Source organism: Flintibacter sp. HCN-6482 (genome assembly GCF_037892565.1).
Taxonomy (GTDB): Bacteria; Bacillota; Clostridia; order Oscillospirales; family Oscillospiraceae; genus Lawsonibacter; species Lawsonibacter aceti.
This window is the reverse complement of sequence record NZ_JBBKBK010000002.1, coordinates 415,638-441,534: the sequence shown is the minus strand read 5'-3', so window position 1 is coordinate 441,534 and position 25,897 is coordinate 415,638. Positions and strand designations below refer to the sequence as shown.

Annotated in this window: 24 protein-coding genes, 1 tRNA gene and 1 pseudogene; 1 reads left to right on the top strand and 25 read right to left on the bottom strand. The window is 57.9% G+C overall.

The window, feature by feature from the left end; translation table 11 throughout:
- Window positions 1-92: 92 nt before the first annotated feature.
- The 21 genes from WKS99_RS07095 to WKS99_RS06995 form a co-directional block, all read right to left on the bottom strand.
- Window positions 93-620 carry a hypothetical protein gene (locus WKS99_RS07095; protein WP_147571224.1) on the bottom strand — a complete coding sequence of 176 codons (528 nt, stop codon included), beginning with the start codon at window positions 618-620 and terminating at the stop codon, window positions 93-95.
- A gap of 4 nt (window positions 621-624) precedes the next feature.
- A complete protein-coding gene (coaD, locus tag WKS99_RS07090) occupies window positions 625-1,122 on the bottom strand; it encodes a pantetheine-phosphate adenylyltransferase (protein WP_186852466.1) in 498 nt (165 codons plus the stop codon).
- Window positions 1,119-1,712 carry a 16S rRNA (guanine(966)-N(2))-methyltransferase RsmD gene (gene rsmD / locus WKS99_RS07085; protein ID WP_262669812.1) on the bottom strand — a complete coding sequence of 198 codons (594 nt, stop codon included), beginning with the start codon at window positions 1,710-1,712 and terminating at the stop codon, window positions 1,119-1,121. Before rsmD ends, coaD begins: the two co-directional genes overlap by 4 nt.
- Window positions 1,713-1,715: 3 nt before the next feature.
- Window positions 1,716-2,312 carry a nucleotidyltransferase family protein gene (locus WKS99_RS07080; RefSeq protein WP_262669794.1) on the bottom strand — a complete coding sequence of 199 codons (597 nt, stop codon included), beginning with the start codon at window positions 2,310-2,312 and terminating at the stop codon, window positions 1,716-1,718.
- Entirely contained in the window at window positions 2,305-4,596 is a 2,292-nt protein-coding gene (locus tag WKS99_RS07075) for a xanthine dehydrogenase family protein molybdopterin-binding subunit (protein WP_262669795.1), read from the bottom strand. The genes WKS99_RS07080 and WKS99_RS07075 overlap by 8 nt, the downstream gene beginning before the upstream one ends.
- Window positions 4,596-5,060, bottom strand: coding sequence for a (2Fe-2S)-binding protein (locus WKS99_RS07070; RefSeq protein ID WP_147571228.1), 465 nt, complete (start codon window positions 5,058-5,060; stop codon window positions 4,596-4,598). Before WKS99_RS07070 ends, WKS99_RS07075 begins: the two co-directional genes overlap by 1 nt.
- 3 nt (window positions 5,061-5,063) lie before the next feature.
- Window positions 5,064-5,855: an FAD binding domain-containing protein gene (locus WKS99_RS07065; RefSeq protein WP_340405652.1), complete on the bottom strand. Its 792-nt coding sequence runs from the start codon at window positions 5,853-5,855 to the stop codon at window positions 5,064-5,066.
- Window positions 5,856-6,033: 178 nt separating this feature from the next.
- Entirely contained in the window at window positions 6,034-6,807 is a 774-nt protein-coding gene (locus WKS99_RS07060) for an ABC transporter ATP-binding protein (protein ID WP_340405651.1), read from the bottom strand.
- On the bottom strand, window positions 6,800-7,807 hold the full coding sequence (locus tag WKS99_RS07055) for a FecCD family ABC transporter permease (RefSeq protein ID WP_340405650.1): 1,008 nt from the start codon (window positions 7,805-7,807) through the stop codon (window positions 6,800-6,802). Before WKS99_RS07055 ends, WKS99_RS07060 begins: the two co-directional genes overlap by 8 nt.
- A 22-nt stretch (window positions 7,808-7,829) precedes the next feature.
- A complete protein-coding gene (locus WKS99_RS07050) occupies window positions 7,830-8,912 on the bottom strand; it encodes an ABC transporter substrate-binding protein (protein ID WP_240287876.1) in 1,083 nt (360 codons plus the stop codon).
- Window positions 8,913-9,030: 118 nt separating this feature from the next.
- Window positions 9,031-9,366: a winged helix-turn-helix domain-containing protein gene (locus tag WKS99_RS07045; RefSeq protein WP_186852461.1), complete on the bottom strand. Its 336-nt coding sequence runs from the start codon at window positions 9,364-9,366 to the stop codon at window positions 9,031-9,033.
- A gap of 11 nt (window positions 9,367-9,377) precedes the next feature.
- On the bottom strand, window positions 9,378-9,890 hold the full coding sequence (locus tag WKS99_RS07040) for a cob(I)yrinic acid a,c-diamide adenosyltransferase (RefSeq protein WP_340405649.1): 513 nt from the start codon (window positions 9,888-9,890) through the stop codon (window positions 9,378-9,380).
- Between the two features lie 199 nt (window positions 9,891-10,089).
- Window positions 10,090-11,010: a tocopherol cyclase family protein gene (locus tag WKS99_RS07035; RefSeq protein WP_186852459.1), complete on the bottom strand. Its 921-nt coding sequence runs from the start codon at window positions 11,008-11,010 to the stop codon at window positions 10,090-10,092.
- Window positions 11,011-11,115: 105 nt separating this feature from the next.
- On the bottom strand, window positions 11,116-12,180 hold the full coding sequence (locus WKS99_RS07030) for a galactose ABC transporter substrate-binding protein (RefSeq protein WP_262669799.1): 1,065 nt from the start codon (window positions 12,178-12,180) through the stop codon (window positions 11,116-11,118).
- Window positions 12,137-13,090, bottom strand: a complete 954-nt coding sequence (locus WKS99_RS07025; RefSeq protein WP_147571234.1) for a sugar ABC transporter substrate-binding protein — start codon at window positions 13,088-13,090, stop codon at window positions 12,137-12,139. The genes WKS99_RS07030 and WKS99_RS07025 overlap by 44 nt, the downstream gene beginning before the upstream one ends.
- Window positions 13,087-14,853, bottom strand: a complete 1,767-nt coding sequence (locus WKS99_RS07020) for a cache domain-containing sensor histidine kinase (protein ID WP_240288908.1) — start codon at window positions 14,851-14,853, stop codon at window positions 13,087-13,089. Before WKS99_RS07020 ends, WKS99_RS07025 begins: the two co-directional genes overlap by 4 nt.
- 148 nt (window positions 14,854-15,001) lie before the next feature.
- Window positions 15,002-16,606, bottom strand: a complete 1,605-nt coding sequence (locus WKS99_RS07015) for a response regulator (protein ID WP_147571235.1) — start codon at window positions 16,604-16,606, stop codon at window positions 15,002-15,004.
- Between the two features lie 140 nt (window positions 16,607-16,746).
- The gene (locus tag WKS99_RS07010) at window positions 16,747-17,805 is read right to left on the bottom strand and encodes a galactose/methyl galactoside ABC transporter permease MglC (protein WP_147571236.1); all 1,059 of its coding nucleotides are present in this window, start codon (window positions 17,803-17,805) and stop codon (window positions 16,747-16,749) included.
- Window positions 17,806-17,822: 17 nt separating this feature from the next.
- Window positions 17,823-19,331 carry a sugar ABC transporter ATP-binding protein gene (locus tag WKS99_RS07005; RefSeq protein WP_147571237.1) on the bottom strand — a complete coding sequence of 503 codons (1,509 nt, stop codon included), beginning with the start codon at window positions 19,329-19,331 and terminating at the stop codon, window positions 17,823-17,825.
- A 160-nt stretch (window positions 19,332-19,491) separates the two neighbouring features.
- The gene (locus tag WKS99_RS07000; protein WP_340405648.1) at window positions 19,492-20,652 is read right to left on the bottom strand and encodes a galactose ABC transporter substrate-binding protein; all 1,161 of its coding nucleotides are present in this window, start codon (window positions 20,650-20,652) and stop codon (window positions 19,492-19,494) included.
- Between the two features lie 294 nt (window positions 20,653-20,946).
- The gene (locus WKS99_RS06995; protein ID WP_186852454.1) at window positions 20,947-21,213 is read right to left on the bottom strand and encodes a GNAT family N-acetyltransferase; all 267 of its coding nucleotides are present in this window, start codon (window positions 21,211-21,213) and stop codon (window positions 20,947-20,949) included.
- 163 nt (window positions 21,214-21,376) lie between these two features.
- On the opposite strand from WKS99_RS06995, the gene WKS99_RS06990 reads away from it, so the two are divergent.
- Window positions 21,377-21,450, top strand: a tRNA-Gln gene (locus WKS99_RS06990).
- A 516-nt stretch (window positions 21,451-21,966) separates the two neighbouring features.
- Here WKS99_RS06990 and citG read toward each other — a convergent pair.
- From citG to citC, 4 genes and pseudogenes are all read right to left on the bottom strand, one after another.
- Window positions 21,967-22,887 carry a triphosphoribosyl-dephospho-CoA synthase CitG gene (citG, locus tag WKS99_RS06985; RefSeq protein ID WP_340405647.1) on the bottom strand — a complete coding sequence of 307 codons (921 nt, stop codon included), beginning with the start codon at window positions 22,885-22,887 and terminating at the stop codon, window positions 21,967-21,969.
- An 18-nt stretch (window positions 22,888-22,905) separates the two neighbouring features.
- Window positions 22,906-23,277, bottom strand: a pseudogene (gene citX, locus WKS99_RS13480) (citrate lyase holo-[acyl-carrier protein] synthase); the annotation flags it as partial.
- Window positions 23,278-23,510: 233 nt separating this feature from the next.
- Window positions 23,511-24,425, bottom strand: a complete 915-nt coding sequence (locus tag WKS99_RS06975) for a LysR family transcriptional regulator (protein ID WP_186852987.1) — start codon at window positions 24,423-24,425, stop codon at window positions 23,511-23,513.
- Window positions 24,426-24,672: 247 nt separating this feature from the next.
- The gene (gene citC, locus WKS99_RS06970) at window positions 24,673-25,683 is read right to left on the bottom strand and encodes a [citrate (pro-3S)-lyase] ligase (RefSeq protein WP_340405646.1); all 1,011 of its coding nucleotides are present in this window, start codon (window positions 25,681-25,683) and stop codon (window positions 24,673-24,675) included.
- Window positions 25,684-25,897: the final 214 nt, after the last annotated feature.

Here is a 25,897-nt window from a genome sequence, read left to right as displayed (position 1 = left end):
CTCCATTCGCCCCCGCTTCGCCGTGATCCCCTGACTCAGACAAAGCAGCGCCGCTGGAAGCTTCCTTCCAGCGGCGCTGTTTCATTTTGTTCTCAATCCTCGTCAGCCGCGGCGTCATAGATAGGCCGGGAGCCGGTGCTCCCCGCCTGGGGCACAGCAGACGCTCCAGCGGCAGCCCGGAAGCTGGCCCGAGACTTCTTGATCTCATCATAGGCGGCAGCCACTGCCTCCTCCGTACGACGCAGCACATCTTCGCAGTACTCGTTGGCCGACCGCTTCAGATCCCGGCTTCGCTCCTCAGTCTCCCGCTTCAGATCGTTGGCCTTCTGCTTGGCCTGGAGGGTGATGACATCCTCCGCCAGCAGCTGGCGCGCCTTATCCTCCGCCGCCTTGCGGATGGAGTCGGCCTCGCGTTTTGCGGAGGCGACCAATTCAGCCCGGTTGGCCATCATCTTTCTGGCCTCAGACAGCTCTACCGGGAACTGGCTTCGGATATCGTCGATCAGATCCAGCGCCCGGTCCCGTTCGATCATACACTTATCACCGGAGAGAGGGACGTTCTTCGCCTCGTCAATCATCTCAAAGAGCATATCCAGCAATTCTTCTACTCCGCTTGCCATGCCATTACCCTTCCTTTCTTTCCATCTGCCCCATGCGCTGGTTCACATCGTTGACGATCTCTCTGGGGACGAAGTCCGCCAGATTGGCTCCGTAGCGGGCCATCTCCTTCACGATGGTAGAGCTGAGGTAAGTATATTTTTCACTGGAGGCCAAAAACATGGTCTCCAACTTGGGATTCAGCTTGCGGTTAATGACCGCCATCTGGACCTCCTGCTCAAAATCCGATACCGCCCGCAGGCCCTTGACCACCACATGAGCCCGACGGCGCTTGGCGTATTCCGCCAACAGCTCGTTGGAGAAATCCACCTCTACATTGGGGAAACGGGCGGTGGAGCGGCGCAGCAATTCCACCCGCTCCTCCGGGGTGAACATCCCCTGTTTTTTGGAATTGACCATGACGCACACGATCAGCTTGTCAAAGCAGGCGGCAGCCCGCTTGATGATATTCAGGTGCCCCAGAGTCACTGGATCAAAACTGCCGGGATAGATGGCAGTACTCATCGTCTATCACTCCCCGCCCGGCGGCAGACTGTCAGCCTGATCTTGCCGTAGCGATACTCTCTCCCCCGTTCATAGGGGGGCGGCAGGGCGGGCAGCTCCCGTTCCGCCGCACTTTCACAGATTATTATACCATGTTCCCGAAGAATGTCAAACTCTGTGATCCGCTCCACGCTCTTTTCCAGCAGCTCCGTGTGGTAAGGCGGGTCCAACAGGATCACATCAAATTTTTCCCCGCAGGAGGAAAGGAAGGACAGGGCGTCCCCTTGGACTACCCGAGACCGCTCACTCAGGCCGGTCAGCCTCAGGTTCTCCCGAATCAGGGCGGCGGCCTCCTTTCTCATGTCCACAAAGGTACAGTGGTCCGCACCCCTTGACAGGGCCTCGATGCCCAGCTGACCAGTTCCGCCAAAGAGATCCAGCACCCTTCTGCCCTCAATCTCGAACTGGATGATATTGAATAGGGACTCCTTGACCTTATCTGTGGTGGGGCGGGTATCCATCCCCTGAAGCTCCTTCAGTCTTCTGCCTCTAGCCGAGCCGGAGATTACACGCATGGTTTTTCTTCCTTTCCTTTGCCGTACTTGGACAATGTTTCAGGCTTCTGATCCATTTTCTTCCAGAGCCTGTCTAGTATCCACATCCTCAAGTTCCCGTGGGGTGTCCACCTGGATTCGCTGACACCGTTCCCCACAGGCCTCCAGGACAGCCCGTCCACCCCGGTCGCCGGTGAGATCCAATAATTGGGGTATCAGCTCCGCTGAAAAGAGGGTGGGATTGCCTACCCTATCTCCCCAGGCGGCGGTGGCGGCCAGCAGTCCGGGCCGGGCCGCATCCAGCAGTCGGGACACAGTCCCCGCCCCCAGCCAGGGCTGGTCCGCCACGGCAAACAGCAAAAAATCCTCTGGAGCGAATCCATCCAAAGCTTGGATAGCGCTCTTTATTGTAAAGGATAATCCCTTGTCACTTTCAGGGCTATCCACAACCCTGGCGCCTAACGCGGCGGCCATCTCCCGAATCTCCAGATAACTGGAGACCACGGTCAAGGTACAGTCTTCCCGTCTTTGGATCAAATCAGCCAGCATATCCAGGCCATATCTATAAAGTGATTTTCCTTTCCAGTTGTAGAGCAGCTTGTTGCTTCCAAACCGGCGGCCGCTGCCTGCGGCCAGATAGAGGATGTGTTTACTCATCCCGGCCAAGGAGCACCTTTTCCGGCGTGATGGGCAGGGAGTGGTGCCGCAGGCCGGTGGCCCGGTACACGGCATGGGCGATAGCTGGGGCCGGCGTATTGATGACGATCTCCCCAATTGACTTTGCGCCAAAGGGGCCAGTCTGCTCATAGCTGGATTCAAATTCCACCTGAAGCCTGCCCATATCCAGACGGGTTGGGATCTTATAGCGCATGAGGGAATCCTCCCGGATACGCCCCTCCCTGTTGTAGGTCACATCCTCAAACAGTGCCATGCCAATCCCCTGAACAATGCCCCCCTCGGTCTGGACTCTGGCCAGATTGGGGTTGATGGGCGTGCCGCAGTCCACCACGGCCGTATAGTTTAAAACCTTTACAGCTCCAGTTTCTTTGTCCACCTCCACCTCGGCCATGCCTACCATAAAGGGCGGCGGCGAGATGGGGGAGGAGTGGGAAACCGTGGTCTGGACCGCTGTTCCGTTTCCGCACATGGACTTGGTAGCGATATCAAAGAGGGATACCTGGGCGGATCCGTCCAACCGACGCACCGCCTTCCTGGCGTACTCCACTTCCTCTCTGGGGCAGTCCAGCAGCTCCGCCCCAATGGCGCAAAGCCGCTCTTTTAACTCGGCACAGGCTTTCTCCACAGCCTTTCCGGTGACATAGGTGGTGCTGGAGGCATAGGAGCCGGAATCATAGGGGGAGGCGTCGGAGTCAGCGCCAAAGACAGCTACTTCATCCACCTCGCACTCCATACACTCGGCGGCCATCTGGGCCAATATAGTATCGCACCCAGTCCCCATGTCCGCGGCGCCGATGGTCAGGTTAAAAAATCCCTCGTCACTCAGCTTGATAGTGGCGGAGCCCACGTCCACCCCAGAGATTCCGGACCCCTGCATGGCCATGGCTACGCCTGCCGCCCGAATCTTTCCGCCGCCCAAATCCCGGACGGGGTACTTCTCCTCCCAGTGGAACAGCTCCTTACAGCGGGTCATGCACCGGTCCAGGGCGCAGGCGTCCGCCCGCTCGTTATAATAGGCGGGCATGACCTGCCCCTGGCGGACCATATTCTTCTCCCGCAGGGCCACCGGGTCCACCCCAAGCCGGTCGGCCAGCTCGTTCACCGCCGACTCCACAGCAAAGATGCCCTGAGTGGCCCCATAACCCCGGTAGGCCCCGGCAGACTGGACATTGGTGTACACCACGTCATAAGCGAAGCGGAAGGCCTCCAGGCTGTTGGTATACAGGGGAATGGATTTGTGGCCGGACAGACCCACTGTGGTAGGGCCGTGCTCACCGTAGGCCCCGGTATTGGATAAGGTATACACATCCAGGGCCCGGATGGTCCCATCCAGGCTGGCTCCCAAGCGCACCTTGATCTCCATCTCGTGGCGGGGAGAGCCGGCAGTCTGGCACTCCTGCCGGGTATAGATCATCTTGGCCGGCCGGCCCGTCTTCCAGGTGACCAGAGCGGGGTATACCTCGGCCACCACCGTCTGCTTGGCCCCGAAGCCGCCGCCGATGCGGGGCTTCTCCACATGGATCTTGGACTTTGGGATATCCAGAGCGTTGGCCAGAATACGCCTGACATGGAATACGATTTGAGTGGAGCTGACGACATGGAGCCGGCCATAGGGGTCCATCTCCGTATAGGTGCGGAAGGTCTCCATCATGGCCTGCTGGCAGGCTTTGGTGTGATAGGTCCCCTCTACCACGATATCACACTGGGCGAGCACCTGGTCCACATCCCCGTCCTGGCAGCTCTCGCTGGCGCACAGGTTGCGGCGGTTGTCCGCCCCCACAGGGCACAGGGACCGCCAGTCCTCCTCAGGGTGGACCAGGATCATGTTGTCCTTGGCGGTGTGGTAGTCCAGTACAGGCTGGAGGACCTGGTAGCGAACCCGAATGCGCTTCAGCGCCCGGTCCACCGCCCCTTCGTCCTCCCCGGCCACGATGGCCACAGCGTCTCCCACAAAGCGCACTCGCCGGTCCAAAATGAGACGGTCGTAGGGGGAGGGCTCTGGATAGGTCTGTCCGGCCATCGTGAACCGCTTTTGGGGCACATCCTTATAGGTAAAGATGGCAGCCACGCCGGGAATGCTCTCGGCGTTTTCCGTGTCGATCTCCTCAATTAGAGCGTGGGCGTGGGGGCTACGCAGCACCTTGACCACCAGACAGTTCCGTGGCGTCACGTCGTCCACATAGGCGGGCTTGCCCAGGAGGAGGGCCATGGCGTCCTTTTTCCTGACCCCCTTGCCCACGATCTTAAGCTCCTGCTGGTCCATCACGCCTTCCCTCCCTTTCTGCTGTCCAGATAGGCCCGGATGCCCCGCAGTTGCCCCTCATAGCCGGAACAGCGGCACAGGTTGCCCGCCAAAAATGTCCGTATCTCCTGGTCCGTGGGGTCCGGATTCTCCCGGAGCAGGGCAATGGTATTGACAACAAAGCCGGGATTGCAGAAGCCGCACTGCTCGGCGCCCTGGTCGGCAATGTAGGTGACAAACGCCTCCGCCTCCCTCTGAAGGCCCTCCAGGGTCTGGACCGTCCGGCCATCCGCTCTGGCCGCCAGTACGCTGCAGGACAAAACCGGTCTGCCGTCCAGCAGCACTGTACAGGCGCCGCAGTTGCTGGTCTCGCATCCCCGCTTCACACTGTAGCAGCCCTGGTCCCGCAAAAAATCCAGCAGCAGCGTATCCGGCCGCACCGAAGCGCTGACAGCCCTTCCATTTAGATTCAGGTTGATCTCCATATGTCACTCCACCCCTTCCAGCTTCAGCAGTCCCCGGCGGACCAAAACCGGACAGAGCGCCCTTCGGCTCTCTTCGCTGCCCAGGGCGTTTCCCCCTAGCTTCACTCGCTGGGACAGTTCAAGGGCGAATGCCTGGGCGATTTCCCGGGTAATACCTCCGGCCAGCAGGCCTCTCTCATCGCTATAGGTCCGGGCCACCATAGGACGGGCGCCCACCGCCACCCGATATTCCTCCTCCCGGCGGACAATGGCGCAGGCGAGGAGAGGAAAATCAGTGGCGCTGTTTCGCTGGGACAGGTATACCGCCCCTGTCACACCTTTGGGGACAATGACTTTGGTAAGGATGTCCCTGGAAATATGACTCTCACAGAAGTCAGCCAGCGGCATCACTCCGGCGTGATACAACTCCACGCGGGCCCCCAGGGCCATCAGAATGGTCAAGACATCAGAAAAGCCGAAGCGTCCAAAGACGCTTCCTCCCACAGTGGCACAGTTACGGAACTGTACCCCCACGATATGCTCCACGCTGTTAGAGATGGCCCCCCCTGTCAGCTCGTTGAGCCCAGGGTGTTTCTCCAGCTCCCGCAGGGACACCATGGCCCCTATCTCAAAGGCGTCCTCCCTCTCCGTGATCTGGTCCAGCCCTAGGCCGCACAGATCAATGGCGACTCCCACCTTTCTGTCCTGCATCTTCAGCCAGAGCATTCCCCCCAGCACCACGTTATTGCGCTTCTGACACAGCTCATAGGCCTCCTTCAGACTTTGGGCCTTGACATACCGGTCGATGGTCAGCAAAGCGTTCCCCTCCATATCTTGATTGGCACAGATGTCCGTCATAATCCACGGGATGCCGCAGCGGCACAGCCAAATTGGCTCTTGCCTGGCGGCATCATCATTCAGCGGCTATTATACCATCCTTTTTCTCCTTTGACAAACAAAAAACGACGCCCTATTAAAGGGCGCCGCTTCCCGTTCAATCGGGCAGACAGTAAAACCTGCCCTCCGCCTCCCGGCGGACACGGATGGAGGGATACAGCCTTCTCAATGCCGCCTGGAGTTCCTCTTCCCTCCGTTCGGCCACTATAATATCGTCCACCAGCCTTCCTCCGTCCAGCAGGAGCAGCCGACGACAGCGGTCCAAGGCCAGAGCCGGGTCATGGAGGACCATCAGGGCGCACTTTTCCCCCTCCACCATCTGAGTGATCCGGTCAAAGAGCAGGGCGGTATTGTCAAAGTCCAGGGCAGTGTTGGGCTCGTCCAGCAGCAGAATTGGGGCGTCCTGGGCTGCCAATCGTGCCAACTGGACTAGCTGGCGTTGTCCCTCGCTGAGTTGGGCACAGTCCCGGTCCAACAGGTGATCCACTTCAAACCGGGCCGCCGCCGCCCGAACTCGTTCCCGCTCCTCTCTGTCTCCCCCGGAGAGGGGACCCGTCCAAGGGTAACGACCCATGGCGATAACCTCCCCCACCAACAGACCGGGAAGCAGCCGTGCCCTCTGGGGGAGCAGCGCCACCTTCCGGGCCTTCCGCCTCGGGTCCCATCCGGCACAGTCCTGTCCATCTAGGAGTATAGTCCCCTCCATCACCTTGGCCCCGCCAGTCAGGCCTCGGAGCAGCGTGGTTTTTCCACACCCATTTCTCCCTAGGACAGCGGCCAGCTCCCCCTTGCGGATAGAGAAAGAGATGTTCTGGACCACCGGCCTTTGATAGCCTGCGCTGAGGTCCCGTACCTCCAGCAGCTTATCCATCCCGGCCTCCTCTCTGCCCCACCAGCAGGGCCAGCAGTACCGGCACACCAAAACATACTGTCCAGATGCTCAAAGGCAGCTCTCCCCCACCAGCTAGGCTTCGGGCCAACAGATCGGCGGCCAGCAGGATATCTCCTCCCACCAAGGCGCACAGCGGCAGATAGGGTCCGCCCCGCCGGCCCAGGAGAAGGAAGGCGATGTGGGGGGCAATCAGCCCCACAAAGGCCACCACTCCGGCCACTGACACCACCGCCGCCACCATCAGCGTGGTCAGACCAAGCAGCAGGCTCCGCCACGGTCCAGGGGCAAGGCCCATGGTCCGGGCGCTCTCCTCCCCCATGGAGAGGATGAGCAACCGCTGCCGGAACAGAAAGATGAGAAGGGCCGGGATAAGGATGACAGCCGCCGCAGGCCACACCTTATCCGCCGTCATAGCGGCCAGGCTGCCCATGGTCCAAAACTCAATGGCGGCCAGCTCTCCCTCCGGGTCAGCCACAGTCTTCAGCACCATCAACCCGGCATCCGCCGCCGAGGAGATGATGACCCCCGCCAAGATATAGGTCCCCGTCCGCTCCAACCCGGCCCAGCGCACCAGGGCCAGAACCAGGACCAGCGAGGCCATTCCCATCAGGAAGGCGCCTCCCATGATCTGGGCGGAGGTTCCGGCCCCCAGCACAATAGCGCAGGCCGCTCCCAAGGAAGCCCCTGAGGCTACCCCTGTCAGGTCCGGGGAGGCCAGAGGATTGCCGAACAGCGTCTGATAGACTCCGCCAGCCAGACCCAGGGCCCCGCCGGCCAGCAGCCCCATCCACACCCGCGGCAGACGGAGTGTCCACAGCACCTGGGCCTGGGTGGTCCCCTTCCGTCCCCCAGCGAGGATGTCCCATATTTCATTGGAAGAAAGGGGGAAGCTGCCCACCTGTACCGAAACTAGGACCAGAGCCGCCATTAGGACGGCTGCTATCCCCAGGGCCTTCCCACTCCGACCAAACCGTTTCACAGGCCGCATCCCCCTCCTTTCGTTACTTGGTGATCAGGCTCCCATCCAGTTGAAAGCCGTAGAAGGTCTGATAGAAGTCCTGCGCGTCGGCCACAAAGTCCGCAAAGGGATAAACGTCCTCATGGAGGACGCTGGTCAGCCACATTGTGCCCAGAATGCCGGAGGGGATGGGAGAGTCCCACTCCTCAATGCCGCTGGGCATGGCGTAGACCGCGCCGCTCTGGACCGCTGGAAGGGAGGCCAACTGGGGATCCCCTAGAATATCCTCAGCCGTATACTCCGCTCCCGCTGGGATAATGACCACCTCCGGCGCCATGGCCAAGACGCTCTCATAGGATACTTCGGCCCAGTAGTCCCCCTCCAGGCCAGCGGCCACATTGGTCCCTCCGGCGCCCTCGATCAGAGAGCTCTGATACATAGCGTCCGGGGCGGCGGTAAGGTAGGAGGAGTTCCCCGCCAGATAGACCAGCGGCCTCTCCGTGCCCTCGGTGAGCTGGGCCATCCGGTCCAGCTGTTCCTCATAGTAGTTTGTCAGCTGGGCCGCCCGGTCCTCGACCCCGCAGGCCTGCCCCAGCAGCTCCAGCATAGTCACTAGTCCTTCATGGGTTTCAGGCTCCACGACCATCACCGGAAGGCCCAGCTCCTCCAGAGTATCCGCATAGTCCATCAGCTTCTTTGGCATGACCACCAGATCCGGAGCCAGAGCGGCCACCGCCTCTACATCCAGTTCTTTCATGGTGCCCACCTGGGGCTTCTCCAGCAAGGCAGAGGCCGCCATATGATAGATTGGACGGGTATCCGCCTTTTTTTCCAGACCTACCACCCGGTCGGCTACGCCCAGAGCAATCGCCGCGTAAGTGGTCACATAATAGCAGCTTACCACCGTCTGGGCCGGACCCTCCAGTTCTACCTGCCGCCCGGCCTGGTCCGTAAAGGCGACTATCCCCTCCTGCCCGCCGCTTTGGACCTCAGCGGAGCCAGCGGCCGCCCCCTGGCTCCCACTGGAAGCCGCGGGGCCGTTCTTCTGGCCACAGGCGGCCAAGGAAAGGGTCATCACAGCTGCAATGGCCAGTGCCAGCAGCCGCTTTTGAAAGTTTATCTTCATCTCTCTATCCCTCTTTATCTTTTGTCGATCTCTGGTCGGCAAATGCCGAGCGTTATTCTAACACAAGAATATCCCTTTGTCAAAAACACCCCTGCCCGTCGGGCAGGGGTGCTCTCAGCTACTGAAAATATTGTGCAAACGCCTTTTGGGCCGCCTGCTCTACTTGGGCGCACATGGCCTCATACCGCTCCAGCAGATCCCTGCCTTCCGGGGTAAGTACGGAGCCTCCTCCTTTGGGGCCGCCGGACTGGCGGTCCAGCAGGGTAAAGCCCCACTCCTTTTCCAGCTTACGCAGCAGGGTCCACGCTTTGGAGTAAGACATCCCCATGGCCTCCGCCGCCTGGTGAAGAGAACCGCCCTCCTCCACACCGCGGAGCAGCCGCATGGGGCCGGGGCCAAAGCTCTTGTCCTGCCGGTAGAGCCTCACGGTCAGATGATAGCGCAGATGCTCCATTTCTTACCCCCTTAAAATTCGATCCCAGGGCGAGCCTGTGTCCCGCGGTCAAAGGGGTGGCTGTGGCAGACCATCTCTGTTGAGTAGTGGGCCGCCTCCTTCATCCAATCCGCGGGCTCCCGGCCAGTAAGCACTACCTCACAATGCTCCGGCCGGCCCAATACAGCCTGACGGAGCATTTCCCGGTCTACCGCGCCAAGCTGCCAGGCCGCACAGGCCTCGTCCAGGATCAGCAGGTCACAGGGGACCTGGAGAGCCTGATGAAGCAGTCTGGTCTGCGCCTGCGCCAGTTCTTTTCGCTCCGCCTCCGACATCTGGAAGAAGAACCAATCTCCAGCCGCCCCAGAGTATATCCTGGCCCCCAACCGCTCTAAAGGGGAAAGTTCCCCGCTCATTCCCCCTTTTAAGAACTGGACTACGGTGACTCCCATACCTTTTCCAAGGGCCCGGAGGGCCAGCCCCATAGCCGCTGTCGTTTTTCCTTTTCCCGTTCCCCAGTAAAGGTGGACCATTCCCCGCTCCATGCTTGTCCCTCCCCATTTCCGCCTGCCTCCAAAAAGCCTTCTCCGCTCCGGAAAGGGCTAAAGCGCCGTTCGCGGCACAGGCATCTTGATATCAGATTGATTTAACTACATTTTCTGAGAAAAATCAAGCTTTGTGACCGGCCGGCTGGGAACAAGGCCATCCCTCTCCTGTCTGTATCTTGTTGGAGTCCATGTTTCCTTATGAATACCGGCCCCTCCCCCGGCGCTTTTTTCCCTCGTCCGCGTACTCATAGCTGGCCAGCTCATCTGTCCGGTCGAACATCAACTTTCCCCGCTCCCACAGGCGGTAGCGGACGGTGGCGCAGAGGCTCTCGTGGATGGTCCGCTCCATCTGTCCGGAAACAGGGGCCCGGAGGGGCTGTCCGCTCTCCCGGACCAGATCCACTGATAATTCCAAATCTCCCTGTCTTAGACGCGCCCCCTCTTTACCCCACTGGACTACTTTTACTCCCTGGTAGGTGGCCATCCGGTAAGATCTGCCTCCGAACCATATCTGACAGATACAGCCGGTAAACCCTCCCACCAGAATAGGGATGTGGGCAATAGAGAGCATGATGCTCCCCTTCTGGCGCTCTTGCCAGCAGCACTGCGTCCACAGGTAGGTCCTGGGGAACGACCTCCCCCTGTCCCCCTCGATATATCCCGTTCCATGGGAGAAATCCAAATACCGCCCGTTCAGGCAGAGCAGCCCCTCCAACGGGTGGGCCATACTCAGCACCGTGTGGACGCACTCCATGGCCGGCACCCGTCGAAAGGGGCCCATAATGTCTGACTCCAGCCTGGTAAACGGGCCGTAACGCAGCTCTCCTTTCAGGGAAAAATCCCCTTCCTCCAAATCCACATAGACTCCGTCCTGGGAAAACCAGTTTCCGCTGACTCGAACCTTAAACTGGTCCGCCCATGCCTGAAACGCCCGTTCTGGGAAAGAGAATATTCTAGTCTGGTCCGCAGTGATCACCTGGATGGTGGCAGAGCGTTCCCCGCCGCGCCGCTGGTGAATCGCCGGGATCAGGGCCAACTCCCCCTCCGGGCCCTGATGCTTTAGATACCAGCCCTCAAAATAGGCCCCACGCCGGCCCGGACCATGGTAGTATTCCATGCTCTCTCCACCTTTTACTCTGTTTAAGATCCATTCCCCCATAGTATATCCCCGCGGGAACAAAATATCAGCGGGACAGGAACCACGCCCCGTCCCGCCAAAGACCTATTCCATTTGAAAGTCCGCCAGATTCTCTTTGGTCACTTTCTGGTAGGAGAGCCAGACGTAGTGGTCCCCAGTCAGCTCCACAGTGTCCCCAGAGTCCTCCACACCGCTCAGTGCCAGTGTGAGGTCCAGCATCGCCCGTGCGATCCCCTCGGCGTCGTTGAGGACCGTGCCGTACAGCGTTCCCTCCGCTACGGCCTGAAGCGCCGGGGCGGTGGCGTCTACCCCCACCACCAGAGGCAGCTCCCAGTCCGTCTGTCCATAGGCGTCTATCGCGCCCAGCGCCATGTCGTCATTGTTGGCGATGACCGCCTCGATCTGGTCCCCAAATTCCTCCAGCCACTGGCCCATTTTTGTGGCGGCCGGCCCCCTCTTCCAGTTTCCGGTGTCGCTTCCCAGTTTCTCCAGCTCCACCCCAGCCTCTGACAACACCTGGATGGAATACTCGGTACGCAGCAGGGCGTCCTGGTGGCCCGGCTCTCCCTCCAGCATCACATACTGGAGGATACCGTCTCCGTTTTTATCCAGCCGCTCCCGGTCGGACAGCCATGCCTTCAGCACCAGTTGCCCCTGAAGGATGCCTCCCTCCTCCGCTCTGGCGCCCACATAGTAGAGCTGATCCCATCGCTCCATATCCTCCGCCACCGGCTGGCGGTTGAAGAAAATCAGGGGCACCCCGGCCTCCTCCGCCTTGTCAATGAGAACCGCCGCCGCGGTGCGGTCCACGATATTGACACACAGCACATCGCAGCCCCAGGTAATCAGCCGGTCCACCTGTTCCAGCTGGGTCGTCTGATTGCTCCTTCCATCAGCCACAGAGAGGTTGATCTTGATGTCCCTGGCCAGTTCCTCCTCCTGGGCGATCCGCTCCAGGTCCTGTACAATGGTGGAGATGAACGTGTCGTCTTGGGTATAGAGCGCCAGCCCCACCCGCAAGGTCTCTGTTTCCGCTCCCTTTTCTGGGCCGCAGCCAGACAGAGGCGCTATGGCTAGCAGGGCCAGCAGCAGGACGGCAACTCCTTTAAGATGTGACTGGGAAGAGTAATTTTTGGTTGTCCGGCTCATAGATGTCCTCCCCTCGGATCAGGAAAAAGGGCGGCGGCTTCATTTCGCTCCGCTCCCCCCTGGCCAGTTTGGCGGCTCCGTCCACCGCCAGATAGCCCGCGGCGTAGTCGCTCCAGGCGGCCACGGCGGACAGGGCGCCCTGATCCAGGGCCGCTACAACGGCGGCGGTCGCGCCTACGCCGTAGAGATCCGCCGAAAGCCCCTCCAGGCTTTTCACACTGGCGGCCGCTTCCGTGGCCGCCGGCTCAAACGTCATCATCTGGGCAGGGCTCAACTGCCTAAGCAGCTCGGGCAGCCGGCTCGCCAGGCTGTCTACAGAGACTGTCTCAACCTGTGTCTCCACCCCAGCCCCGGCCAAGAGATCTTTGGCCGCCGCCAGGCGCTGGGCCACAGCGGTACAGTGGGGAGCGGTGTCAAGCAAAAGCACCGTTCCACCCTTCCAATCCTCCAGTGCCGCCTGGGCCAGACTGGCCCCCATCTCAGCATTGGGGACTACCACGCTCAAATCAGCCCCCTCCAGTGGGGATTCCAATGTGACCACCGGAACGTCCCTGTCCAACTCCCCCAGGCTTTTCTCCAGCGCCGCCGGGTCCGCGGGGGCGACCACCAGAGCGTCCGCGCCCTGCTCGATCTCCCGCTGTAACAGCTCCCACTGCTCCCTGCCGTCGTTGGCGGTGGCCAGGGTCAAAAACCGCAGTTCAGCCCCCAGCTCCCCGGCCGCCTGCTCCATCCCCATACGGGTGTTGGTCCAGAGGGAGCTGTCCTGCTCCCGAATGATGACCGATAGCTCCAGCGGCTGTGGACGCCTGTGCAGTCCAGACATCTGAGGCAGCAGAAGGGTGAGGGCCACAGCGGCTCCCAGAGCTGTCAGGATGGCCAGCTGGATCAGCGCGCTTCTTCTCTTTTTCATGGCACGTCCTCCCGCTGGTACTGAGCCGCCCCGTCCTGATCCAGAGCGGGGAGGCGGATCCGCACAGTGGTCCCCTCGTCGGGTTCGCTGAATATGGTAAGCCCATATCTGTCTCCGAAGGTCAGCCTAATCCGCCGGTGGACATTCCGCACTCCAATCCCCGATCCGCTGGTGCGGATTTCGGGCCTGTCCTCATCCAGCAGAGAGGCGGCCACCTCTGGACGCATCCCCAGCCCGTTGTCCGCTACATCAATGACCAGGTCCTCCCCCTCCCGCCGGGCTGTGACGGTGATGAGGCCGTCGTCCTCCGCTGAGGCCATCCCGTGGTAGATGGCGTTCTCCAAGATAGGCTGTACAATAAGCTTCATGGTATATAGGCCATCGGTCCCAGGCAGGGCATTGATTTGCGTGGTAAATTTGTTTTTATAGCGTATTTGCTGGATATTCATATAGTGGCGGGCGTGCTCCAACTCGTCCGCCAGGGGGATGATGCTCTTTCCTCGGCTGAGAGAGATGCGGAACAGCCGGGCCAGGGAGGTGACCATTTGGATGGCCTCCTCATAGCGGCCCGCCTCGGTCATCCAAATGACGGAATCCAGAGTGTTATAGAGGAAGTGGGGATTGATCTGGGACTGGAGGACCTCCAGCTCACTTCGGCGCTTCTGCCCCTCCTGCTCGATGATGTCGTCCATCAGGTGCCGCATGGTGGACACCATGGACCGGATCGAGTGGCCCAGGCGCTGCACCTCATAGCAACCTCCCTCCTCGATCTCCACGTCCTCCCTGCCCGCCTCCAGCTCCTTGATGGACTGCTCCAGACGGCGGATAGGATCCGAGATATGGGCAGATATCCGGAAATTCAAAAAGGCCATGAGGAAGATAGAGAACAACAGCAGGGACAGCCCAAAAAGGAATATCTGCCGGGAGTCGGAGACAAACCCTCCCTCCACCGGCACGACTCCCACCAGCTTCCAGCCGGTATAGCCCACGGTCTTTACGGTCACCTGGCGGCGTTGGCCCTGGAACTCCTCGCTGTGGGTGCCATCCCGGTAGCGTGCCGCTGCCTGGTTGTTCTCCTCCTGCAGCCCGGAATAGATGAGCTGCTGCCGGGGATGGTAGATCAGCTCGCCGCTGCCGTCAATGAGATACAGGTAGCCCCCATTGGGCAGCTCCACGTTGCGGCACACCTGTTCAATGCCAGCAAAGCCCATATCCACCAGCAGGACACCCCCCTCTGTGGCTCCGTCCCGGGTCAGCTGGACATAGCGGCTGAGGGAAACCACCCACTGGTAGTGGTAGTCCGGGTCCTCGAAGAGATCCTGGACATGGGGTGTAGAGAAATGGAGGTTCTCCTTCTTCTGAAGCGCCGAGAGGAACCAGCCCGTCTGCGTCAGGTCCGCTGGCTGTTTCAGGGTGCTTAACGGAACGGCAGACACCAACCCTCCCCGCAGGTCAAAGAGGGCGATGGACACCAGGGAGTCCCGGTCGTCCTCATATAACAGCTCCATGGGTGCGGTCAGGCTGTCCCGCCCCAGGTCCGCGCTCTTGATAACCCGGTAGTACATGGTGTCGGACACCCGCATCATAGAGCGGAGATAGCTGTCCAGATTCAAATTGACCTGAGCCAGCACCCGCTGGCTGTTCTCCGCCACCAGTTCCCCGGTGGCGGAAGAAAAGCGCCAAAACAGGCTCAGGCCCATAAAGATCATCCCCACCACCGCCACCGTGGTAAAGGAGAGGGAGATAACCATTTGGATGCTCATTTTCTGGTATCGCTGGGCCCAGCGGCTGGTAAACCGCTTTAATATAGAGGTCACTCTCCCCCTCCTCTCTTTTCGTTGACCAGGTCCCCTTTCCTGGGAAAGGGGCAGCGGGCCATGGCCCGCTGTTATGCCCATCCGGCGGATGGCGTCAGCCCGTCTGTCCCGCCCTGAATTTGGAGGGGGACACACCGAACCGGCGCTTGAACACATAGCTGAAATAGTTGGGGTCAGTATAACCTGTTTGCTCCGCGATAAGGTAGGTCTTTTCCTCTGTTTCCCGCAGGAGCTGGGCGGCCCGCTCCATCCGCACCTCAGTCAGATAGGCGATGAAGCTCATCCCCACCTCCCGTTTGAAGAGGGTGGAAAAATAGGTAGGCGACAGGTGGAGATAGGAGCAAAGGGTTTCTACGCTCAAATCCCCATCCCCATAGTTCCGGGCAATAAAATCCTTGGCCCGCTCCACCGTCTTCCAGGTGGAGTCTGTCCGCTGCTGCCCCAGCAGTTCCCGCAGCTTCAGGCCGCCCTTTACCAGCCACCGCTCCAGTTCATCCAGCGAGGAAAAATCCGTGATGGAGATCGCCCCGGTAAAGCCGGACCCAAACACCCGCTCCAGCTCCACCCCGCCTCCTCTGGCTAGTTTGATCAGGCAGGTCATGGTCTCCAGGAAAAACAGGTGGCACTGGGGCAAAGAGAGCCCCGCCTCGCGGACCCGGTCCATCAGTGTACGAATGGTCCGCTCCACCTCTTCTTGGCTTCCCAGCTTGATCGCCGCTGTCAGTTGGCGCTGGTCCTCCTCCTCGAAGGCCAGCCGGACCGTGTGGTCCGGCTCCATATCGCCGATATAGATGACCTGTACGCTCCCCTTCAGCACACGGTAATCCAGGGCGGAACGGGCCCCCTCGGCCGAGGAATGGAGCTCCTCCGGCCCATCGCAGGGCAAGCCCACCCCCACGGTCAGCGACATCCCCAGATAGCTGTAAGCCAGGGCACACAGCCGCCCCAGCTCCTCAATCAGGGGATATATCCCCTGATCTCCCATATGGGCCAGCAGAGCCACTGTATCATTATACAGGATGGCCCGGATGGTACAGCCCTCCAAGGCAAAATGCTCCTCCAAAAACGCCCGGACAGACAGGAGGAGCAGTTCATCCCGCTCCGGCTTTCCCGCTTCGTTGAGGCAGTCCACCTGGACTAGCGCCGCCGCCCAAGTCCCCTGAGGCAGTTCAATCTCGTATCGGCCCGCCCGCTCCTGAATCAGATCAGCCCGTATCTGTCCATCCAGCAGCCGGGCGTAGAACATTTCACGCAGCACGGGCAGGCTCTCCTCATACCGGCGGCGGAGGGTCTCCATATCCCGCCGCTCCAGCCGCTGCCGGTCCAGCTGGTCCTTCAGCTTGTTCAGCACATCCATCAGCTCAGGGGCGTTGATGGGCTTCAGGATATATTCGGATACGTCCATACCGATGGCCTGGCGGGCGTATTCAAAATCGTCAAAACCGGAGAATACTACTAGTTTAGCCGCCGGAAGGGACTGTTTCAAGCGGCGGCACAGCTCCAAGCCATCCATAAATGGCATTTTGATATCAGTGAGGACCACGTCCGGCCTGAGCTGCTCGGCCAGCTCCAGGGCCTCCTGGCCGTTCTCTGCCTCGCCCACCAGGGCGAAGCCCAGACTGCTCCAGTCGATCTTGCGGCTGATGCCGGCGCGGATCTCCTCCTCGTCGTCGGCCAGCAGCACACGGTAGGGCTCCATAGTGACCCCTCCTTTGGAAAGAGTATAGCACAGGTCTGCCAAGCTATTCAAGGGCCTCCCTTCTTTCCCACAGAAGAAAGGCGCCCGTCCGCCGTGTGGTGGATGGGCGCCCAAAAGGCCAGAGGAACGTGCGGTAGAAATTACTTTTTCACCAGATATTTGCGCATATCCAGAGCGCAGGCAAAGAGGATGATCCCGCCCTTGATGGCATACTGCAGGTTCTGGTCCATGCCCACCAGAGGCAGGGCCACGAAAATCAGGCGCAGCATGATAACACCGATGACGATGCCGCTGATCTTACCGATGCCGCCTACAAAGGACACGCCGCCGATGACGCAGGCCGCGATGGCGTCCAGCTCGTAGTTGACGCCGGTGTTGGCGGTATTGGAGGCGATACGGGCGGACTCCACGAAGCCGGCCCAGCCGTACATGGCGCCAGCCAGGGCAAAGACGGCGATGGTGGTGGCAAACACGTTGACGCCGGACACACGGGCGGCCTCCTCATTGGCGCCCAGGGCAAACATGTTCTTTCCGAAGGTCGTCTTGTTCCAGATGAACCACATCAGAACGGTCAGCAGCACAGCGTAGATCACATAGTTGGGGATCTGAATGGATCCGAAGGTCAGCAGAGGGGGATTGCCCACCACGAAGTTGCGGTAGCCCTGATCCAGACCGGAGATGGCCATGCCGTTGTTGTTGCCCTGCTGAACATATAGCAGAAGGATAGTGTACAGGATCAGCTGGGTCGCCAGGGTGACGATGAAGGGGTGCAGCTTGAACTTAGCCACAAAGAAACCGTTAAAGGCGCCGATCAGAGCGCCGATGCCCACCACGATCAGGATGACCAGGGGGATGGGCAGGGTGCCGATATTGGGCCACATCTTGTTGGCGGCGTCGCTGGCCTGGAGCAGGGAGGCGGCCACACAGGCGGTGATGCCCACGGCCCGACCGGCGGACAGGTCGGTGCCGGTCAGCACGATGCAGCCGGCGATGCCCAGCGCCACAGGCAGATAGGCCGCGGTCAGGGACAGCAGGTTGACCAGAGAGCGGGGGGCCAGGAAAGAAGGCTGGGTGATCGCCACATAGGCGGCCACCGCCAGCATAATGATGATCAGGGCATTGTTCAGCAGGGCGTTGCCGACCTGCTTGGCGTCAATGCCTTTCGCCTTGGCGGCGAGCTGCTTGGATTCGTTACTCATGAATCGTTTCCTCCTCTTTACACATACTTCGCCGCCAGGGTGAGGATCTCCTCCTGGCTGGTGTTCTTCGCGTCTACCTCACCGGCTACCTGACCGCCGGACATGACGATGATGCGGTCGCATACGCCCAGCAGCTCAGGCATCTCGGAAGATACCATAATGACCCCCTTGCCTTCGTTGGCCAGGTCGATGATGAGTTGATAGATCTCGTATTTGGCTCCCACGTCGATGCCACGAGTGGGCTCGTCCAGCAGAAGAATCTCCGGCTTGGTCAGCAGCCAGCGGCCGATGATGACCTTTTGCTGATTGCCACCGGATAGAGAACGGATCTGGGTCCTCTGGCTGGGCGTTTTGATGTGCATGGCCTGGATGGCCCAGTCGGTGTCCTCTTTCATCTTCTTGTCGCTAAGATAGGCCAGACGGCCAAAGCCCACCAGGTAATTTTTGATATTGGAGATGACGGTGTTCTCCTTGATATCCCGAATGCCGAAGATGCCGGTGGCCCGGCGCTCCTCGGTAAGGAGGGCAAAGCCGTTTTTGATGGATTCTCTGGGGGTCCGGTTCTGGATCTGCTTACCGTGGAGGGTAATAGTTCCCCCCTGTCGGGTCATGGCACCGAACAGATTTTCCAGCACCTCGGTCCGGCCGGAGCCGTCCAGACCGGCGATACCCAGCACCTCACCCTTTTTCAGTTGGAAAGTAGCGTCCTTCAGCCGGGTATATTTTCCCGCAATATGTTGGACGTCCAGGATCACCTCTCCCGGCTTGTTGGTCTTGGGCGGGAAGCGGTTGGTCAGCTCACGGCCCACCATCAGCCGGATGATCTCGTCCATGGTCAGCTCCTTGGCCGGCTTGGTAGCCACCCAGGTCCCGTCCCGCATAATGGTGACATCATCACTGATCCGCAGGATCTCCTCCATCTTGTGGCTGATATAGATGATGCCGCAGCCCCGGTCCCGCAGCATATTGATAATCCGGAACAGGTGCTCCACTTCAGTCTCTGTCAGGGAGGAGGTGGGCTCGTCAAAGACGATAATCTTGGAATTATAGGATACTGCCTTGGCGATCTCCACCATCTGGCGCTGGGAAACGGGCAGCGTGGACATCACAGCATTGGGGTCCACCTCTACCTCTAAGGTCTCAAAAATCTCCTTTGTGCGCTGGTCCATTATGCGCTCGCTGACCACAAATCCGGCTACTTTAGGATACCGGCCCAGCCACAGGTTGTCCTTCACCGTGCGGGTCAGGGCCTGGTTCAGCTCCTGGTGCACCATGGCCACACCATTCTCCAGGGCCTCTTTTGAGCTTCTGAAATTGATCTCCTTGCCGTCCAGCGTGATGGTACCCGCGTCTCTGTGATAGATGCCGAACAGGCACTTCATCAGGGTGGACTTGCCGGCTCCGTTCTCCCCCATCAAGGCATGGACTGTACCAGGACGGACAGTAAGGTTGACGCCGTCCAGCGCCTTGACGCCCGGGAATTCCTTGCAGATGCCGCGCATCTCCAGCAGTGCTGGCTGCTCCATATTGTTCCTCCTCTCTCTTGGTGAAGCTTCCGCTTCATACGCGCCCGGTACAGGCCGCGTCTCAAGCGGGAGCTTCACTTGGAGAGCGGGGCTGCCATCCGGCAGCCCCGCTCGCTTTGGGTCGTTTCTATTGGGGCCGATTCAGCTTTGCCACCAGTCCTTAGTCCTGGGTAGTAGCGTCATACATGGCGTAAGGCACTCGGATCTTAGCCACATCAGCGTCAATGGTGAAGGAATCGGTATTGGCCATCAGCTCAACGCCGTCCTGAACGTTCTTGACCAGGGTGACGATGGTGGAGGCCATGCCCACGGCGTCCTGCTTGATGGAACCGGTCATGTTGCCAGCCTTGATCAGAGCCTTGGCGGAGTCGGTGGCGTCAACGCCGAACACGGGGATGATGGTGGTGCCCTCGCCGTTGTTATAGCCCACGTTCTGCAGAGCGGCGATAGCGCCCTCGGCCATACCATCGTTGTTGCAGATGACCAGCTCGATCATGTTGTTGTTGCCCTCGTTATAGGAGCCCAGCAGAGACACCATGTAGTCGTTGGCAGCCTGAGCGGACCACTTGCCGGCCTGGTCAACCAGGTACTTGGTGGAAGCGGAGGCATCGTAGTAAGCCAGCTCGGGCTTGCCGCCGGCAGTCAGGATGGCGTTGGCGTCCTCAACGGCGAACTGGGTGCGGGCCTCAGCCTCAGCGTTGGCCTCCTGGCCCTTGAACATCACATAGGAGATGGTGCCGTCGCCGTTCAGGTCCACGGCGTCGTAGTTGGCCATCAGGTAGTTGCCGATCATCTCACCCTGCATATGGCCGGCGTCGGGGGCGTTGGTACCCACGAAGGCGCACTTCTCATAGCTGTTGATCACCTCATTGTCGGCGACCTCGCGGTTGAAGAAGATGACGGGGATGTCAGCGGAGCGGGCGGCCTCAACGATATCCTTGGCGGGATCGGAAGTGGAGGTCTCCACGATGTTGACGATCAGAAGATCGGAACCGGCGGTGATGGCGGTGTTGACCTGGTCAGTCTGGGTGGGCTGGGAGCCGGCGCCGTCCCAGTTGTTGGGCTCAATGCCCAGGGCCTTCAGCTGCTCGTCCATGGACGCGCGGACGCTGGAGATATAGATATCGGAGAAGTCATAGTAGAACACGTCTACCCGCATATCGCTGGCGGGAGTGGCAGTCCCCTGAGAGGTGCTGCCGGCGGCGCTGCCAGCAGAGCTGCCGGCGTTGCTGTTCGCACTGTTGTTGTCCTTGCTGCCACATCCGGCAAACAGGCCGATCATCATGACAGCGGCCAGAGCAAGTGCAAGCTTCTTTTTCATTGTTATTCCTCCTGTTTCGTTCAGTTGGCGTCTTACGTAGACTCGCTGAAAAAACCGACGTTTCTTTCAGCGTCCTTATTCTAATCGTTTCTCGCCGCAAAAACGATAGAAAAAACTACGAACTTCTATAAAAAAACTTGGTTTCGTGAGCAAACAAGAGAAAAATTTTCCGAAAAAAGACGAACCCAGCCCTTTTTCCCTTACAGTATACCCCTCATTTCTCCTGCCTTACACCACAAATTGAAGCAATAAAAAAAAGACGGCCTTGAGCAGGTCGTCCTTCGTGCAGGGGAATTAAAGCAGATCAGACTGATCAGGGTGCTCCTTGAACCACTTTGCCGCATAGCTACAGGTTGCCTTGGCACGCAGGCCCTCCATCCGGATCTGCCGCACGGCAGCATCCAGCAGTTGGCCGGCCACCCCCTGTCCCCGCAGGGACTGGTCTACAAAGGTGTGGTCAATGTCAGCCACCCCCTCTGAAACGGGGAATGTGACCTCTGCCACCAGCTTTCCCTGTTCATCCAAGGCAAAAATGCGCTCCCGCTCATGCTGAAACTCCATATCCATCACCTCTTAAAAGGTAGTATACCTTACTTTCAGATAGAAGGCAAGACAGGACCATCTTTCTTTTTTTGCTTTCAAAATAAAAAAATAAAAAAATTCTATTGACAATTTTCTATCCTCTGCTATAATAACATTCGTGCTTGCGACAGCAGGCGCAAATAGCGGGATTGTGTAAGGGTAGCACGACAGACTCTGACTCTGTTTGTGAGGGTTCGAATCCTTCTCCCGCTGCCACGTCGGAGCAAACGTTATGTCGTTTGCTCCGACTTTTCTATTTAAAATTCAGAGCGCACTCATTTTGTTCCTCCTCTTTTCCAAACCGAACCCGCTGTCACTGGGCTTCGATCTGGGTCCATCGCTTTACAGCGGTTTGGTCTTATGATGAGAAAACGCCTGTTTTACCGTCCTTTACAAGCTAGAACCCCTGAAAGTGCTAAAAAGCACTTTCAGGGGTTTTTTACTGATCAACGCTATTTTTTTCGCCTGTTGGTATTGAAACAAATCGGCTATCCAGTCATCTTATGTACAATTTTCCTCCCTTTATTATGCAGGTCGGGAATCCGAGCCCTTAAATCTCGATTTCGATTGTACATAAATTCTCTGCTACGTACCCCGTTCATAGTCAACTACCATACCACAAATCACATATCATATCGTTATCTTTACATACATATCAGCCACACCAATTTTTAAGGCGCTACAAAGGAGGCAGCGGCCGGAGTCAGACTTCTTCATTACGACACGGCGCTTTTATGAAACACACTCTACCTGGCAAGGTGAAGTATGCTGCAGAAAGTAGAGAAAATAGGTGATTGCCAGTAGATCGGCGCATCCCCCTGGAGATAGATTTCGCTGGATGAGCTCTGTATCCAGCACAGAGGCCGCCTGATCAGGGGGAATGTCACTGAGTAGTAAATCCCGTGTACGACGGACCACCCACTGCCATCCCTCCATTCCACCCCTTGCTATCAAGTTGGTATCGGTGACTGAAGTCATAAGAGCAAGCAGTACTGAGACACCAGCCTCATCCAGACTAGCGCCATCTGTCAGCGCCTGGTTGAGGGCGGGTAGGCCTATCTGCTCCACAGCGGGCAACCCTGCTGCCAACTCTCCCCGAATCCCCCGAATTCCATATTTTATATAGAGTCTATTCCCCGCAGTAGAAGCAGTGTCTGGCGAAATGGTATCCAGCTCAGCTAGAGCCGCCCGGCGTGTCATGGCGGCACACTCACGCAGAATTTCGGATATATTCCATTTAAAGGATGCCGGATTCCACAACCGGCCTACCGCTGCACACACGGTTCCAAGAGAAAAAATCGCACCTTTGTGGGTATTTACGCCACCTGTGACTTGAAGCATAGTGCGCTCCGCGCCCACGCCGTCGGGGCGCAGTTGGAGGAAGGTCTCCTCCGGAGGAAGAGACGCTGTCTCCTGTCCCACAGATACAGCGCGGCGAAAGTAAGGCAACAGGGCACAGGTGCTATCCAGAAAGGTAAATAGGTTCATATCACAGTGGCTTCCATTGTTCCGGCAATCCACCAGCCCAGGCTTCGGTGTGGTACACACCTCATAGAGGAGAGAGCGGCTGGCTAAATCCGCCAAGCTACATCGATCCTGTTCGGCAAAAAAGTTGCGGAGCAGGTTTGTTGTAACTTGCTGGATCTCTGCCACAGAATGGAGCCGTCTAGAGGCACAGTTCTTCCCTTTACATCCACAGACCAGGCATCCACGGGGCGGGAGCATCAGATCGGCGCGATTCCATTTTTCGTGTACTGGATCCAAGACGTCCATATCGAAGATGCGGCCTATTGGGTGTCGATCCTCCAGACCGACACACAGCCGCTTAATCTGCCGCCCATCACCACGGACAGCCCACAGGGCTTCACATCCGGTTGGACTATCGGTTTGATGGCGCTCTACTGTCTCCAGACCAGCGGCGGTTAGCGCCTCATCTAATCTCTTCAGTCCCTCTAGAAACGCCCGTCGGAGCAAAGCATTGTTTTTAATTGGTCCAGCAATATTTAGAGAAAAAGAAATCAGGGCAGTACCAAGTCGGCGCATCAATTCTCTCTGGGACTGAGCCCGTGCCTCACGTGCTATAAGGACTTCTTTAAGTGTTATTTCCCGATCTATGGTAACACACCTCCTCCTGCCATAAAATAAGTTCTGACTTTCTTTGACGTTTCTACCCCCACGGGAGGAAAATACCAACTGCTTCGTGGATAACCAGTACACAAGCCGTCACAGGAACCCTGCAGAGGCCACCCGCGACAGATTGGATAGTCAATGGTCCATTAAAAGGTATATTTTTTCACCAAAAACTCTCTTTGCAGATGTCTTACCGCTACAGAAAGATAGGCATTTTTCAGAGTGGACAAAACAAAAGAATAGGGTGTGGCAAACCGCTCGTCGATTCGGAAAGATTCCCGCTGTTGCAGTGCCAGGGATATCTGTTTACTTGGCATGATAACCGATGCGTAATCTACCTGTGAGAGCGCATCTAGCGTACTCAGATTTCGACTAATCTGGCAGATTTTCGGGACAATACCGGCGTTGGCTAGAATCTGGTCGCAAACCATACGGCTGCGCTGACCAGGCAGGGTAAGAATGATGGGCTCCTCTTTGAAAAAGTCCAAATCAATATATGGTTGCTCAAGTCCAGGCTTATGAAAAACAAATTCCTTATAGCGACTTCGCCGACTGGGAATGACAATCATATTGTCCTTACTGAATTCAAAGTAGTCCAACTCCCCCTGAAGAACCGGGAGATGTAGAATCCCAATATCAACCTCGTGGCGGACGAGCTTTTGCTCAATTTGGCTACTGGTGGCCTCGATGAGGGTAACGGAAATCCCAGGATACTTTGCCTGGAAATCAGGGAGGATGTAAGGGAGCACATAGGTAGCCTGAGTGCCGGTAAAGCCAAGCCGAATCTCTCCGTTTTCTGAGTTATCCACATCTCGGAGCCTTTGTTTCAACTGTGCCTGCTCCCTCAGAACCTTCTGGGCAAATTCAAAAAAACACTGTCCCTCACTAGTCAAAACAACGCCCGTGTTATTACGAACAAACAGCTCCGATCCAGTCTCTTTTTCCAGCTTCTGTATACACTGGCTCAGAGCAGGTTGAGCGACGAAAAGTTGGGAGGCGGCTCGGGTTATACTCCCCTTCTCGGCAATCAGGACAAAGTATTCCAGATCCTTAAAGGTCATACAGGTACCTCCCTGAAATAACATATGTTTATTCTTGATACCCAATTCCGTACTGCGCATCCACTCCCACATTCCTCCCTGACGTTTCTGCCCACACAGGCGAGAAACGATAGAAAAAAATTTGCGTTTTGGGACACAGGGGAACGCAGAATTTTATTTTGTAGAAAACTGAGACTATCCAGAAAAATATGGTCCCTATCTGGAGCAAACCCAGATAATGGTCCTGAGTATAATCATCCGACTACGGTTATCGTGTGCTACCAAAGCGGCGAAGAAGATAATCCCGCGTGCAGGTTGGCACTAGGCTGGACAACTCTGGGGTCACGCAACCATGTTCTCCAAGCAGTTTACGCACCCGAGAGGCGCTGATTGGCTCACCACCTGACATAATTCTGGGAAATTCGACAAAGGATATGCCGTAGCGTTGAAGAAGATGAGTCATGGTTTTATTGTACTGGCGTGTCACTGAATCCAGAGGTTCCTGCCCCGCAAAGCGAACCTGGATATCTAAGGCAGGGGCAATCCGCTCGCCAAAGATCGTAATATCTAGCTCGCTTTGCAGGTCAGATGCGCACTCTGTATCCTTGAGAAAATAGGCGGGAAATGTTTGGCTGGAGATCATGTACTGACCGCCGGGACAGACCAAGACATTAGGCAGATGCCGAACTCCCTCCTGGACCAGGGACAGGCGGTCCAGGAAAGGGAAAAACGAGCGGTCCTCCTCTACGACAAAGATATACAGCAGGTCACATCGGCTGGATGCCTGTTGAATCAGGTACTGGTGTCCTAGTGTAAACGGATTGCAGTTCATTACTGCCGCGCCGATACAATCTAGTCTTTTGACGGGACGTGGAATGCCTGCCAGATAGCTGTCGAGTCCGTTGCGGTCACTTTCCAGCAAGACGACACAGTCTGTTTGCCCCACGACGGTATAACCGCAACGGGAAAACATGGCGGCATTGTGAGGACGGGTGTAAACAAACAGATTGAAGTATCCCTTTTGAAACCGGTCCTGGGTCAGGCTAGAAAGTAGAAGGCCCAGCCCATTTTGTCCCTGTAGAGGTGCGTCAATCGCAAAGCACTTCAGCAGCGGTCCGCAAGCACATCCACAGCCGGAGAGCGTGTCCTCCTGGTATAGACCGAACGCACACTCCACATCGGGCTCTAGGCGTAGGCCATGTGCAGATAAAAACTGAGACAGAGATTCACGCTCCCAGCGGAGCGACAGGCAAATTTCCCGGATTTCGACTCCATCCATTCCCTTCTCACCCCATAGTGATAGTAATATTATTATAAGAGGAACATTACTGGAGCGCAAACATAAAAATTCAATGAGGCCCATCACATTTTCTTATTGCCCAAGCAGTTGCAGTATAAGCATTTTATTTGAGGTACATTTTCTTTTTGTATTTCTGCTCACAATTTCAATCGTGATATACTGTACCCATCCAGAGGAAAGAACCAAGATTTTC